The sequence below is a fragment of the Stenotrophomonas sp. YJH_SMC_120 genome, from assembly GCF_059368675.1.
On record NZ_JCAFRY010000002.1, the window covers coordinates 340073 to 352708 of the forward strand.

Annotated in this window: 14 protein-coding genes; 2 read left to right on the forward strand and 12 right to left on the reverse strand. The window is 68.3% G+C overall.

The genetic code is table 11. The features are described from left to right. Nucleotides 1-5: 5 nt before the first annotated feature. The 12 genes from gspE to AC5P60_RS05675 all read right to left on the reverse strand — a co-directional run bounded on the left by gspE (nt 6) and on the right by AC5P60_RS05675 (nt 11436). Nucleotides 6-1439, reverse strand: a complete 1434-nt coding sequence (gspE, locus tag AC5P60_RS05620) for a type II secretion system ATPase GspE (RefSeq protein WP_049454592.1) — start codon at nt 1437-1439, stop codon at nt 6-8. Further along, nucleotides 1436-3817: a type II secretion system secretin GspD gene (gene gspD / locus AC5P60_RS05625; protein WP_049432860.1), complete on the reverse strand. Its 2382-nt coding sequence runs from the start codon at nt 3815-3817 to the stop codon at nt 1436-1438. Before gspD ends, gspE begins: the two co-directional genes overlap by 4 nt. Next, a complete protein-coding gene (locus AC5P60_RS05630) occupies nt 3814-4341 on the reverse strand; it encodes a type II secretion system protein M (protein WP_049432856.1) in 528 nt (175 codons plus the stop codon). The genes gspD and AC5P60_RS05630 overlap by 4 nt, the downstream gene beginning before the upstream one ends. Beyond that, the gene (gspL, locus tag AC5P60_RS05635) at nt 4338-5501 is read right to left on the reverse strand and encodes a type II secretion system protein GspL (protein ID WP_483693211.1); all 1164 of its coding nucleotides are present in this window, start codon (nt 5499-5501) and stop codon (nt 4338-4340) included. The genes AC5P60_RS05630 and gspL overlap by 4 nt, the downstream gene beginning before the upstream one ends. Then, nucleotides 5498-6403, reverse strand: a complete 906-nt coding sequence (gspK, locus tag AC5P60_RS05640; RefSeq protein ID WP_483693212.1) for a type II secretion system minor pseudopilin GspK — start codon at nt 6401-6403, stop codon at nt 5498-5500. Before gspK ends, gspL begins: the two co-directional genes overlap by 4 nt. A gap of 9 nt (nt 6404-6412) precedes the next feature. Further along, complete coding sequence (gspG, locus tag AC5P60_RS05645) at nt 6413-6850, reverse strand: type II secretion system major pseudopilin GspG (RefSeq protein WP_483693213.1); 438 nt, start codon at nt 6848-6850, stop codon at nt 6413-6415. A gap of 57 nt (nt 6851-6907) precedes the next feature. Beyond that, nucleotides 6908-7468, reverse strand: coding sequence for a hypothetical protein (locus tag AC5P60_RS05650; protein WP_249335765.1), 561 nt, complete (start codon nt 7466-7468; stop codon nt 6908-6910). A 144-nt stretch (nt 7469-7612) separates the two neighbouring features. Then, nucleotides 7613-8164 carry a hypothetical protein gene (locus tag AC5P60_RS05655; RefSeq protein ID WP_049451119.1) on the reverse strand — a complete coding sequence of 184 codons (552 nt, stop codon included), beginning with the start codon at nt 8162-8164 and terminating at the stop codon, nt 7613-7615. A 58-nt stretch (nt 8165-8222) separates the two neighbouring features. Next, entirely contained in the window at nt 8223-9203 is a 981-nt protein-coding gene (locus tag AC5P60_RS05660) for a FecR family protein (protein WP_483693214.1), read from the reverse strand. Between the two features lie 69 nt (nt 9204-9272). Beyond that, nucleotides 9273-9803 (reverse strand): RNA polymerase sigma factor, encoded by a 531-nt coding sequence (locus AC5P60_RS05665; protein WP_032967204.1) that lies wholly within the window; start codon nt 9801-9803, stop codon nt 9273-9275. Nucleotides 9804-9819: 16 nt separating this feature from the next. Beyond that, nucleotides 9820-10500, reverse strand: a complete 681-nt coding sequence (locus tag AC5P60_RS05670) for a TonB C-terminal domain-containing protein (RefSeq protein ID WP_336621948.1) — start codon at nt 10498-10500, stop codon at nt 9820-9822. A 471-nt stretch (nt 10501-10971) separates the two neighbouring features. After that, nucleotides 10972-11436, reverse strand: a complete 465-nt coding sequence (locus AC5P60_RS05675) for an Lrp/AsnC family transcriptional regulator (protein ID WP_049403394.1) — start codon at nt 11434-11436, stop codon at nt 10972-10974. Nucleotides 11437-11563: 127 nt separating this feature from the next. Between AC5P60_RS05675 and AC5P60_RS05680 the strand changes: the two genes are divergently transcribed. Both AC5P60_RS05680 and AC5P60_RS05685 read left to right on the forward strand, forming a co-directional pair. Continuing rightward, on the forward strand, nt 11564-12295 hold the full coding sequence (locus AC5P60_RS05680) for an AzlC family ABC transporter permease (protein WP_108269769.1): 732 nt from the start codon (nt 11564-11566) through the stop codon (nt 12293-12295). Beyond that, complete coding sequence (locus AC5P60_RS05685) at nt 12292-12606, forward strand: AzlD family protein (RefSeq protein ID WP_005409898.1); 315 nt, start codon at nt 12292-12294, stop codon at nt 12604-12606. Before AC5P60_RS05680 ends, AC5P60_RS05685 begins: the two co-directional genes overlap by 4 nt. The last annotated feature ends 30 nt before the right edge of the window (nt 12607-12636 follow it).

The following is a 12636-nucleotide window of genomic DNA, read 5'->3' on the forward strand; positions in this document are numbered from 1 at the left end:
AGGCCTCAATCGTCGCCGGTGACGCGCAGGATCTCTTCCAGCGTGGTTACCCCGCTGTCGACCCAGCGCTGGCCGTCCTGCCGCAGGGTCCGCATGCCGGCCCGCCGGGCCGCCTCGCGTAGCGCAGGCTCGCCCTGCCCTTCATGGATCAGTGCGCGCACGCGGTCGTCGACCACAAACAGTTCATGGATGCCGGTTCGTCCCCGATAGCCGCTGTTGGCGCAGGCTGCGCAGCCCACCGCACGCCATACGGCACGGCCCTCGCCGTCCACCTCGGCACGTCGGCACTGCGTGCACAGCCGCCGCACCAGCCGCTGCGCCAGCACGCCACGCAGCGACGAGGCCAGCAGGAAGGGCTCCACACCCATGTCGGCCAGGCGGGTCACCGCCGAGATCGCATCGTTGGTGTGCAGCGAGGCCAGCACCCCATGCCCGGTCAGTGACGACTGCACAGCGATCTGCGCGGTTTCCAGGTCGCGGATCTCGCCGATCATGATGGTGTCCGGGTCCTGGCGCAGAATCGCACGCAGCGCGGTGCCAAAGCTCATGCCGATGCGCGCGTTGACCTGGATCTGGCCGATGCCGGCGAAGTCGTACTCCACCGGGTCTTCCACGGTGAGGATGTTGCTGGTGCTGCTGTCGAGCTGGCCAAGTGCAGCGTACAGCGACGTGGTCTTGCCGCTGCCGGTCGGCCCGGTGACCAGCACGATGCCGTGCGGCTGACGGATCAACCCGGTGAACATGGCCAGCGTGTCATCGGCCATGCCGAGGCGCTGCAGCTGCAGGCGGCCGGCATCCTTTTCCAGCAGGCGCAGCACAGCACGCTCGCCATGACCGGTCGGCACCGTGGAGACACGGATATCCAGCGGCCGCCCGCCCACGCGGATGGCGATGCGCCCGTCCTGCGGCAGGCGCTTCTCGGCAATATCCAGGTGCGCCATGATCTTGATGCGTGATACCAGCGCCGCATGCAGTGCGCGCCGTGGCTGCACCATGTCGCGCAGCGTGCCGTCCACGCGGTAGCGCACCACCGAATGAGTCTCGAACGGTTCGATATGCAGATCGCTGGCGCCATCGCGTGCGGCCTGCGCCAGCAGGGCGTTGATCATGCGGATCACCGGCGCATCGTCCTGCGCATCCAGCAGATCGGTGACCTCCGGCATGTCCTGCATCAGCCGGTCCAGATCGACTTCGCTTTCGGCGGCACCCACCACGGCAGCGGCATCGCCGCCGTCACGGTACTGCTCACCCAACCGCTGTTGCCACGTCGCAGCATCCAGCGCCTGGAACGGCAGCGGGCCATGCCGGCGGCGCAGCTCAGCCACAGCCCACGCTGCGGTGTCGGCGGTGCCCAGCAACACGGGCTCGCCGCCAACTTCGGACAGCATCACGCCATGGCTGCGCACCCAGGCGTACGGCAGCGGCGCGGAAGCGCTCACGGCCCGATTACCAGTTCCGGCGTGTAGCCCAGCCCGCGCAGCTGCTGCAGCGCAGGGTCCAGCGTCGCCGGATCGCGCGCCAATCGCACGCGCAGGCGTTGCCCGCTCTCGCCCGGCGTCGCTTCGGCATAGGCCTGCAGGCCCAGTGCCCGTACCTGCGCCACGCCCTGGCTGGCACGCGCCGGGTCCAGCCCCTGCGCGAACTGCACCAGCTGGGCATCGCCCTCACCGGCCGGATACAGCGCTGCCAGGCTGGTGTTCTGCAACGGCTGGCCCTGGCCATCGCGCGCATTGCCGTGCCCGAGCACAGACAGGTCCTGCGGCGGCAGCTGCGGTGCCGACAGCGCCGGCAAGGCCCAGCTCTGTACCGGCTGCGCGCTGGCCTGCGCGTTGCGCATGTAGTCGTAGCGGTCGCGGGTCAGGCGCTGGCCGGCGGCCGGGTCGCGCACCACGTGCGGGCGCAGGAACACCATCAGGTTGGTCTTGGAACGCTTGCGCGTATCACTGCGGAACAGCGCCCCCAGCACCGGGATCCTGCCCAGGCCCGGCACCGCATCACGGCCATGGCTGACGTTGTCCTCCAGCAGGCCACCGAGCACCATGATCTGGCCATCGTCCAGCAGCACGCTGGTATCCAGCGCACGCTTGTTGGTGATGATGCCGGCGGCACTGTTGGCACTCTGCGCATCGATGCTGCTGACTTCCTGGTAGATATCCAGCTTCACCGTGCCGCCCTCGGAGATCTGCGGGCGTACGCGCAGCTTCAGGCCCACGTCCTCGCGCACGATGGTCTGGAACGGGTTGTTGCTGCCACCGCCACCGTCGGTCACGTAGCGGCCACTGACGAACGGCACGGTCTGGCCGACCATGATGCTGGCCGCTTCGTTGTCCAGCGTCATCAGGTTCGGCGTGGACAGGATGTTGGCACCGCCCTTGCTCTGCAGCGCGTTGGCCAACGCCTTCATGTTGAGGATCTGGCCGACGCCGGGCAGGTTGATGGTGCCGTCGATCACACCGATCTTCAGGCCATCCTTGGGCAGCACGTCCAGGGTGGTGCGTGCGGTGGTGTTCAGCCCGCTGCCACCGGTGGTGCCGCCGAAGTGGGTGCCGCCGAAGGTGCGGCCATTGCCCAGCATCCACTGCACGCCCAGTTCGGCCGCGTCGGTCTGGTTGACCTCCACGATCAGGCTTTCCACCAGCACCTGTGCACGGCGCTGGTCGAGCTGGTCGATCACCCGGCGCAGGTTGCGGTACACCGGCTCGGGGGCGGAGATCAGTAACGTGTTGGTGGCCACGTCCGCCTGTACCGAGATGCCGTTCTGGCTGAAGCCGGTGCTTCCTGCCTCGATCGGGTCACGGCGGCTCGGATCCAGGCGCTGCGATTCCAGCGCATTGCCTCCGGGCTTGGCCTGCTGAGGCTGCGACGGCTGCGCGGGGGTGGAGCGGCTGGCGTCGCCGGGCAGTGGTGTGATGCCTTCGTTGCTGCCCATCGCCGGTGCATCGCTCTGCCCGGCCACCACGCCACGCAGCACACCCGCGAGCTGGTTGGCCTGGGCATTGCGCAAGTAGACCACATGCAGGTTGCCGGATTCATCCTGGGCACGGTCCAGCTTCTCCACCAGCTGCCTAGCCAGGCGGGTGCGCCCGGGACTGCTCGACCGCAGCAGCACGCTGTTGCTGCGCGGGTCGGCCATCACCACCACCTTCTGGGTGGGCTCGGCGCCCTGCGCATCCAGCAGCGGCGCGACCATCGCCGCGACGTCAACGGCAATGCCCTGCTGCAGCTTCACCACATCGGTGTCCATGCCGGCCGGTGTATCCACGCTGGCGATCACCCGCGCGATGCGCTCCAGGTTGTCGGCATAGTCGGTGACCACCAGGGTGTTGTTGCCCGGATTGGCAGTGATCGGATTGTCCGGGCTGATCATCGGCCGCAGCACCGCCACCAGCGCGGCCGCGTTCTCGTAGCGCAGCGCGAAGGTGCGCGTGGCGACCTCACCCCCCGCACCGCCGTTGCCAACGCGGCCACCGAGCAGCTTGGCATCGGCCTGCGGCACCACCCGGCTGACGCCGCCGTTCTCGACCACGGCGAAGCCGCGCATGCGCAGTGCGCCCAGCAGCAACTGGTAGGCCTGGGTACGGCTGACCGGGCCATCGGAAACCACTGTCATCTTGCCGGTCACCCGTGGATCGACCAGGAACTGGCGCCCGGTGAAGCGCGCTGCCATGCGCAGTACGCCACCGATATCGGTGTCGACCAGGTTCAACTGCACCGGCTCATCACGGGCGTCCTGCGCCAGTACCAGCGCCGGTGCGTGGGCCATGCACACGATCAGGGCCAGTGCGGTACTGCAGGCAAGGCTGCGCATCGCCCTCATGGATGGGCACCCGCGGTGGCCACCATCGCGATGTTTCCGGAAATCCGTGCCGCCGGCATGTTCGCATCCCCTGTGCGTGTCAGTTGCAGCTGCTGCAGTTCGATGGCCGGATCGGCCAGCACGGGCAGCAGCCAGTTCCACAGCGCGTCGGCGGGCACTGCCTGCACCTGCAGGTGCCAACGCCCGTCGCGCGCTTCGATATGCAGGCCGTCGGCAAGGCCGGCGGTCTTGATTCCATCGCGCAGCCCGGCCAGTGTCGGGTGCTGGCCCTGCGCCAGCTGCTGGCGCTCACGGGCGCGCAGCAGCGGTGCCAGTGCTCGGGACTGCGCCTGCAGCCGCGGCAGCTCGGCCTGCCAATACGAGCGCTGCTTCAGCAGTGGCTCAATCCACAACGACCACAGGCCCGCCACCAGCAGCGCCACCACCATCACCCACAGCATCAGCCGGTCGCGCGGTGGCAGGCGTTGCCAGCGCTGCTGCAGGCCCACCAGCCCCTCGCCCAGCCGTAGGGTGCGGGTCGTCACTGCCCAGCTCCGCTCACTCGCAGGTGTCCACCGGCTTCGCGCGCCAGCTGCAGGCCCTGTGCCTGAACTGCTTGCTGCCAGTGCTCAAGCCGCTGCGGATCGTCGGCCAATGCCTGGGCATCGGCATCCAGCTCCATGTCCAGCTGCCCGGGTTGGTAATGCAGGCTGCGCACTTGCCCGGCCAGCTCCGGAACAGCCTGCAGCGTGCTGGCAACCTGACGCTGCAGCGCCGGCAACGGCGGCGCCGGCAGCGGCACCGCAAGTGCTCGCCTTGCCTGCAGCACCGGGTCCACCACATCGGTGATCTCCGGGAAGCGCGCGCTGAACTGGCGCGCCATGTCCTGTTGCAGGGCCTCGCCCTCGATCCGCCAACGCGAGACCTGCAGCTGCAGGCCGAGTGCAGCCAGCAGCACTGCTGCCAGTGCCAGGCCGATCGCGAGCCGCGGTGCTTGCCGGCCTGCGCAGGGCAGCGGCAATGACCAGCCTGGCAAGGGGCCAGAGGTCTGCCGTTCATGCGTGACGGCGGTGGCCGGCAGGCTGTCCGGCCACGTTGGCGGCACACCATCGATCCACTGCACGGCCTGCACGCCGGCCTGTTGCAGGCGCACGGCCAGCGCCTGCATCACCGCACAGGCATCACGTCCGCCATACCATTGAACGAAACCCCGATCGCGCCCGCTGCGTACCAGCAGGTGCTCGCCGCTGACCTGCAGCGTGGCCTGGCCGTCCTGCCAGGGCAGCAGCAGTGGCGTCGGATACACCGCCTGCAGCCGCAGCGCACACGAGGCCAGCACCTGCTGCACCTGCGCGATGGCCTGCTGGCCAAGCCAGGCCACCGGAACCGTGCCGTCTGCTGCCTGCGCACCGTGGGCCAGCGCCACCTCCTGCAGGTCATCCAGCAGCATCGCCTCCACCTCACCCTGCAGCGCCGACTGCAGGCGGCGCCCGGACAACGGCGGCAGCTGCAGCTCCAGCAGGATCAGGTCGTTCGGATCGAGGCAGGCATGCACCGCGGCCTGCGGATGCCGCAGGCCAAGCGCCGCCAGCGTGTCGCGACCGTGAGTCAGCGTCTCACCCTTGTGCAGTTGCGCCCAGTCCACCGCGCTGTCCGCGTGCAGGCGCTCCAGCGCCGGCAGGCGCACCCGAAGCTGCACGTTCATGCGCCGATCCTCGTCCACACCCGTTGCACACGCACCCCATCGTCGCGGTACTCGCGCCACAGCAGCGCGCGAAAGTCGACCGCGCTGCCGTCAACCTGCACCCGGCCGACGGCCAGGAACCATTCGCTATGGATACCCAGGGGAAGCACGGCCATCTGTTCGTTGCTCAGTTGGAGTCGGTTGGCGATGTCGCCGCGATTGAGCAGCCAATGGCCAGCATCGCGCTCACCGAGCAGCGCCTGCAGCCGTGCCGGCTCGACGGCAGGCGTCACCGCCTGCAGGACCCGCAGGTCGCTGGTGTTGGCGTTGACCAGGGTCTGCGCCGGCAACACCACGGTGCGCCGCGCCAGCGCCTGCAACGCCACCGGATCGGCGCCAGGCAACGCCTGTTCGATCAGTGATTCGCGCGGCAGCGGCGCCTGCGCCTGCATGTCGCCATCGCGCAGGCGCGTCTGGATGTGGTCGGCGGCGGATGCGCAGGCGCCCTGGCCCAGCCCCTGCCCGGCACACAACGCGATGAACGCGCGCCGCGCCTCGGGGTCCGGCCTGCCATGCGCAAGAAGGTTGCGCAGGTTGAACATCGACTGGGCATCGACCAGCCGCAGTTGCACCGGCAACGGCGCCTGCAGCTCCAATGGGCGCGCCCAGCGCCCGCTGCGCACTGTGGTCAGCTGTTCCTTTACATCCTCACGCAGCTGCTGTGCCGCACGCTCCAGCGTTGCGTCCACCGCCATGCGTACCTGTACGCGCAGCTGGTCGCCACGCAGCGCACGCAGCTGGGCCGACTGCCGGGTCAGCAGTGCCGTGGCAATCACCGCCACCAGCGCCACCACCAGCAGGGCGACGATCACCGCCATGCCACGTTGGCGGACACTCGAAACAGAACGCATCCGGGCTGACATCGGCCTGCCTCACAGCTGCCAGGAGCCGATGTCCGCATTCCCGCCGTCGCCACCGGGCTTGCTGTCCGCGCCCAGCGAGAACACATCGATGTCGCCATGGGTTCCGGGAATCTGGTACTGGTACGGATGGCCCCATGGGTCGTTGGGCAGGTGATCCAGATAGGGCGTGACCGGCATCGCGCCACCGCCCTGCGGTGGCTTCACCAGCGCCTGCAGCCCCTGCTCGGCACTGGGATAGCGCCCGTTGTCCAGCTTGAACAGTTTCAACGCCTGCATCAATGCAGCGATGTCCTGGCGCGCCGCCACTACGCGCGCCTGGTCGGGGCGGTCCATCAACCGCGGCACGATCAGTGCGGCGAGGATGCCGATGATCACCACCACCACCATGATCTCGATCAGGCTGAAACCCTGCTGCCGAGCCCTGCGACCACGAACCTGCCTTGCCATTGTTCCGCCCTCGTCATCCTGGAAGAGACCGCTGCGCCATGGTCAGCGGTGCATGTGTCAGTACGATAAACAACCGCCGGAAATCCGCTGCGCGTGTGCCTGTGCAGGCGCAACACGTGCAGCCGGGGCACATGCAGACTCGAACAGGTGCTGCGGCACGCCGGCCAGCGCATCGTCGATGCAGCCGCGCAGCAACGGGTGCGCGCAGGCCTGCAGCAGGCGCACGCACTGCATCGGCGACCATGCCGTTCCATGATCGAGGCCGATGAACATCCGATAGGCCTGGTGATAGCGCAGGTCGTCGTACACGCGCTGGGCACTGTTCAGACCGCGCATGACCACCAGCAGAGCCGCGCGCTGCAGCAGCCGCGCATCGCCTGCATCAAGCGGTAGCGGGCTCATCGCCGCCTCGGGCCAGGGCCGCAGCTGCAGGTCGAGGGCTTTTCGCAGCGCCGCCAGTGGGTGCGCACTACCATCCAGTGCCGCCCAGCGCGCCGCATCCGCCCAGGCGTCGCTGGACAGCACCCAGACCCACGAGCGCCCATAGCGCTGCACGTTCAATGGTGCATGCCGTGCCTGCTCCAGTGACTGGCTCAGGTGACGATCCAGCTCCAGCATGCTGATCCTGCGACTGTCTGCCATCGGCGCCGCCCGTGCTCCACGACGCGCGGTGCGTCGTACTCTGGAGAAGACGTCAGCAAGGCAGGTGAAGCGACAGCGCGCATGCAGCTCTGTGCACTGCGTGGCGCTTCATCGACAACGTCATCGCAGCGTCATCTGCCTGCAGGCTTCGCGTTCCAGCCACGGCGCTTCGCCTCCACAACGCCGTGCCAGTATCGCCACGTCGCTGCGCGCGGCGAATGTTGCCAGCGCATTGGACATGTCCACGTCATCGAACCATGACGCCATCGCAACGCGCAGCGCCGGCAGCTGCCAGCCGTCCATCACACCATGGGTGCCTGCTACGAACCAATGCCAGAGGCGATGGTGAAGCACCTGGTCGTGCAGCTGTGCGAGATCCTCAATGCGATGCACGTCCATCAACAGCAGTGCGCGTGCAACCGCCGCGGGCGGCAACGCACCAGCTTCAGACAGCGGAAGCGACTGCTGCTGCAGGCGCAGCAGCATCGCCAGCGGGTGCGACTGCGGATCAAAGTCCAGCAGCACCGCCTGTTGCTGCCACTGCGCATCGGACACCACGCACACCCAAGGTGAGCCATAGCGATGCACCATCAATGGCCGTCGCTGCGTGGTTTCCAGCAGCGCCGACAGATTGCGACGCAGATCCAGCACACCGATGGTCTCGTTGCGCATCCTTGGCCTCTCCTCGCTTGCAACAGCCCTGCGCGGCGCGCACGGCCAGCGTCTTCATCTATCCAAGGACGGCAATGCCACCCGGAAAGCGACGCAGATCCAGCGACATCGTCAGTCGCAGCTGCTCCAGTGCCGCGTCTGGATCATCAATACGGAAGCGACCGCTGACCGGCGCGCGCGCCAACGCCGATTCTCCCAGCAGCACCTTGCCGCGGCGGTAGCGGTTGATCTCGTCCACCACCTCACGCAGCGGTGCGCGGCGGAACACCAGCATGCCCTCCGTCCAGGCACTCACTTCCGAGGCCACGGCCTCGGCCACCACGCCACTGAGGCGCTCGTCGTACTGGGTCTGCTGACCCGCCTGTAGCTGCAGCCGGCCCTGCGGGTGCTCGATGCGGGCGCTGCCCTGCAGGCAGGTCACCCGTACCTGGCCGTGGGTGTTGCGCACATCCAGGCGCACCGCGCCTTCATCGGCAATCACGCAACCCGGGCCCGCGAACAGCGCCAGGCGCAGGTCAGCCCCGGTTTCGATCGCGGCCTGGCCCTGCATCAGCTCGAAGCCTTCGCCCTGCGCGTCCGCGCGGCGGCGCAGGCTGCTCTGCGTATCCAGTTCGATCTTCAGCTGCGGCAAGGGCGCGATCTGCAGCCGTTCACCGGTGCCGGTGTGGAAATCGGCCGTCATCGCCGTCACCGAGGGCCACAATCCCAGCGGCGGGCGGATAGCCGCCACCACCACCAGGCTGGCCGGGGCGGCAATCGCCGCGCCCAGGAAGGCGCGCCGGCTCCAGCGCTGGGCCGGCGTCGGCGCCACCGGTTGGCGCGCGGCGGCGGGCAGCTGCTCGCCGGCCAGCCGTACCTGCTCCCATTGCCGGCGCGCACGGCCGAACGCCTCACGATGACGCGGATCCGACTCGCACCACGCACGGAACCTGCGCCCGTCGGCGGCGGTCGCCTCGCCCGAGGTCAGCCGCACCACCCACGCGTGCGCCTGACGCTCGACGGCATCCAGCGGGCGTTGCGGGCGATCGTCAGGATCCATGGGGGCTCATGCCGGACCCGCACGCTGCGGGGTTCTGCTCGGCGTCAAAGTGTAGACGGATGCCGCCGTTCAGAACCGCACCTGGCGCCCCTGCCCGCTGCGCTCGGCCAGGTAGTCCTGGGCCGCCTTCAGCTCACGCTGCACCAGCCGCAGCGACACACCGAGGTGATCGGCCACGTCGCGCTGCTGCAGGCCATCGACGCGGATCGCCAGCAGGATGCGGCGACGGCGCTCGGGCATGCGCTGCAGCAGGCCGACCATGTCTTCCAGCGCGAAGTCCAGTTCGGCCGCCTGCGCCGGGCCGGGTGCAGGGTCGGCCATGTCCATCAGCGTATCCACCTCCTCCAGGCTCAGCAGGCGGTGGTCTGCACGCTGGCGGTCGATCACGGTATTCATTGCCATGCGCAGCAGGTAGGCCGCGGGGTTCTGCACGGCATCCAGGCGGTCACGCCGCGCGCTCAGGCGCATCCACGTGTCCTGCAGCGCGTCGCCGGCCAGCTCCTCCGAGCCCAGCTTGCGCACCAGCCGGCGCTTCAGCTCATCGTAGGCACCCAGAAGGTGGTCCATCAGGTCAATTGCCCCAGCCGTACCGTTGCTCATGTTCGAATCCTTGAAGTCATGGAAGGGGCGCGCGCCGGCCACAGTCGTGGTCGGTGCCGGAAGGACGGATCTGCAGCGTCACCGGCTGCGGCAGCGCAGCGGCATCGGGCGCCAGCACCAGGCCCTGCAGCGCCTGCAGCAGGCGCGCATCGCGGCGGGCGCTGCCACTGCCTGACAGCAGCTCGGGCTCGCTCACCTGGCCCGCGCCGTCGATGCGGAAGCGCAGCGTCGCGGCATAGCGGCCGGGCGCGATCTCCGGGTCGTCACAGAACGCCGCACGCAGCCGCTGCTGCAGGCCGCCGTAGCGACGCCGACGTTCGGCCTCGGGAAGTTCGGCGCCAACACCGGGTTCGGCTGCCGAGGGCGCGCCCCGGCGCAGCACCACACGCTGCTCGCCGATCACCTCGGCCTCGATACCGGAGTCCTGCAGCAGCACCTGCAACGCAGGCAGCGGCGGCAGGCTGTCGCGCAGCGCGTGGCTGCTGCGGCCGGCGGCCAGGTCACCCGGGTACATCACTGACCACCCACTGATGACGCTGAAGCGCTCGACCGCCTGTTCCAGCGGCTGCGCAGGGATGTCGTAGGCATGAACAGCGTCCTGCGCGGCAGCGGCAAAGGACAGCAGCAGCCAAGCGGCGATGGCCACCTTCCAAGTTCTGACCGCATGGTGTCCATTCAGCCCCCTGACGTAGAACACATGACCCTCGGCAGCGACAGCAGCTGCAGTGGACGCGCGCCACCACCGGAACCCCGGCCCGCGCGCGACCCGCAAGCGGGCTCAAACCGTACCGGGCCCACATGTCATTGCGATGACCGCTGCCTACAGCCGACGTGAAGCCAGGCTCCGTAAACCCAGTCACCCATCAGGAATCAATGAATCGAACAGACCGCGCTATCTACACGGGGTCAGAGCCCGTTGCGCAGCAACGGGACCCGACCCCGTGCCGACCCAGACGTGTCGACCAAGGTCGACACCCACCAAGAGCAGCTCATGCCGTTCCACCAGATCGTGGAAATCTGTCGAAGGCGGGGTGGGTTTTACGGCGTCCCCTGCACCCGGACCCACCCCGCCGTCCCACGGAATGCACGCTGTTGCTTCTGAGGTTGCCGGCCAGCGGCCGGCACTACCCGCGGGTGCCGGGTGCAACCCGGCCGCAAACCCCATCCCTCAAAGCGGCAGCTGGGTCGTCTGCTTGATCCGCTGCATCGGAATCTCGGTCTTGGTGTTCTGCACCCCGGCAATCCGGTTCAGGTGCTGCATCTGGAACTGCCGGTAGGCATCCAGGTCGGCCACCGCCACCCGCAGCAGGAAATCGCAGTCACCGGCCATCAGATGGCATTCAAGCACTTCCGGGAACGACTTGATGCTGTTGATGAAATGATTGGTGGTGTCCTCGTCCTGCCCGCGTAGCCACACCCGCACGAACACCGTGAAGCCACGGGCCACCTTGGCCTCGTTCAACAAGGCCACATAGCGGTCGATGTAGCCGCCCTCCTCCAGCAGACGCACCCGGCGCAGGCAGGCCGACGGCGACAGCCCGACCAGGCGTGCCAGCTCCAGGTTCTGCAGGCGGCCGTCGCGCTGCAGGGCGTCGAGGATGCGCCGATCGAGGTTGTCCAGCTGGTACTGCATGGAATTTCACCTCTTTCACTTTTGACCGCATGAAATATCAATCATCCAGAATCAAGTGGTATCAACGCAACCCGATTTCGCGATTGGACCGCTAGCATGGGCCACCCCCACCTTGTTGTGCCGTTCGATGGACGCCCGTACCACCCTCCCCCTGCCTGACACCTGCGATACCGCGCCGCGTGCCGAATTCCTGCGCGGCCTGCGCGCCGCCGTGCCGGTGATGATCGGCTTCATTCCCTTCGCCCTGGTGCTCGGCGCGCAGGCAGCTCAGAAAGGCCTGAGCGCACTGGAAGTGCCGCTGATGACCGGCCTCAACTTCGCTGGCGGCTCGGAGTTCGCCGCCGTCGAACTGTGGACCTCGCCACCGCACATTGCACTGATCGTGGCCATCACCGCGCTGGTCAACAGCCGTCACCTGCTGATGGGCGCCAGCCTGGCCCCGCTGCTGCAGCACCTGCCGCGCCGCCGGGTGCTGCCGGCGCTGTTCTTCATGTGCGACGAAAGCTGGGCGATGGGCGTGGCCGATGCGCGCAGACGCGCGCTTGGCTTCAGCCTGGCCTACTACCTGGGCGTATCGGCAGGCCTGTACACGGTCTGGGTGGCCTGCACCGCGCTCGGCGCGATCGTTGGCCCGATGCTGGGCGACATCCACGCCTATGGTTTCGACATGGCCTTCCCCGCCGTGTTCCTGGTGCTGCTGCGCGGCATGTGGCAGGGCATGAAGGCCGCGCGACCGTGGCTGGTCAGCCTGGCTGTAGCCGCTGCTACCTACCTGCTGGTGCCAGGTGCGTGGTACGTGGCCAGCGGCGCACTGGCCGGCCTGGCCGCAGCCTGGCTGCTGGCGGAGGACGCAGCATGATCTTCAATGGCCTGATCCACTGGACCTCGGTACTGACCATTGTGCTGATGGCCGCCGCCACCTACCTGACCCGCATCGTCGGCTTCCTCGCGCTGCGCAACCGCACACTGAGCAAACGCGCAGTGACGGTGATGGAAGCCGCGCCGGGCTGCGTGCTGATCTCGGTGATCGCCCCGGACTTCGTCGCCGACAAGCCGGCCGACCTGGCCGCGCTGGCGATCACCCTGCTGGCCGCCACGCGGCTGTCGATGCTGCCGACCGTGCTGATCGGCGTGGTCTCGGCGGGTGTGTTGCGCTATCTGATGGGGTAGCTACCGGTCCGCCGGGCAATGCCCGGCGGT

Excerpts from the sequence above, each read along its gene's own strand:
- gspD (WP_049432860.1), bottom strand. The coding sequence starts at position 3,817 with ATGAGGGCGATGCGCAGCCTTGCCTGCAGTACCGCACTGGCCCTGATC.
- gspL (WP_483693211.1), bottom strand. The coding sequence starts at position 5,501 with ATGAACGTGCAGCTTCGGGTGCGCCTGCCGGCGCTGGAGCGCCTGCAC.
- gspK (WP_483693212.1), bottom strand. The coding sequence starts at position 6,403 with ATGTCAGCCCGGATGCGTTCTGTTTCGAGTGTCCGCCAACGTGGCATG.
- gspG (WP_483693213.1), bottom strand. The coding sequence starts at position 6,850 with ATGGCAAGGCAGGTTCGTGGTCGCAGGGCTCGGCAGCAGGGTTTCAGC.
- AC5P60_RS05650 (WP_249335765.1), bottom strand. The coding sequence starts at position 7,468 with ATGCTGGAGCTGGATCGTCACCTGAGCCAGTCACTGGAGCAGGCACGG.
- AC5P60_RS05655 (WP_049451119.1), bottom strand. The coding sequence starts at position 8,164 with ATGCGCAACGAGACCATCGGTGTGCTGGATCTGCGTCGCAATCTGTCG.
- AC5P60_RS05660 (WP_483693214.1), bottom strand. The coding sequence starts at position 9,203 with ATGGATCCTGACGATCGCCCGCAACGCCCGCTGGATGCCGTCGAGCGT.
- AC5P60_RS05665 (WP_032967204.1), bottom strand. The coding sequence starts at position 9,803 with ATGAGCAACGGTACGGCTGGGGCAATTGACCTGATGGACCACCTTCTG.
- AC5P60_RS05675 (WP_049403394.1), bottom strand. The coding sequence starts at position 11,436 with ATGCAGTACCAGCTGGACAACCTCGATCGGCGCATCCTCGACGCCCTG.
- AC5P60_RS05680 (WP_108269769.1), top strand. The coding sequence starts at position 11,564 with ATGGACGCCCGTACCACCCTCCCCCTGCCTGACACCTGCGATACCGCG.
- AC5P60_RS05685 (WP_005409898.1), top strand. The coding sequence starts at position 12,292 with ATGATCTTCAATGGCCTGATCCACTGGACCTCGGTACTGACCATTGTG.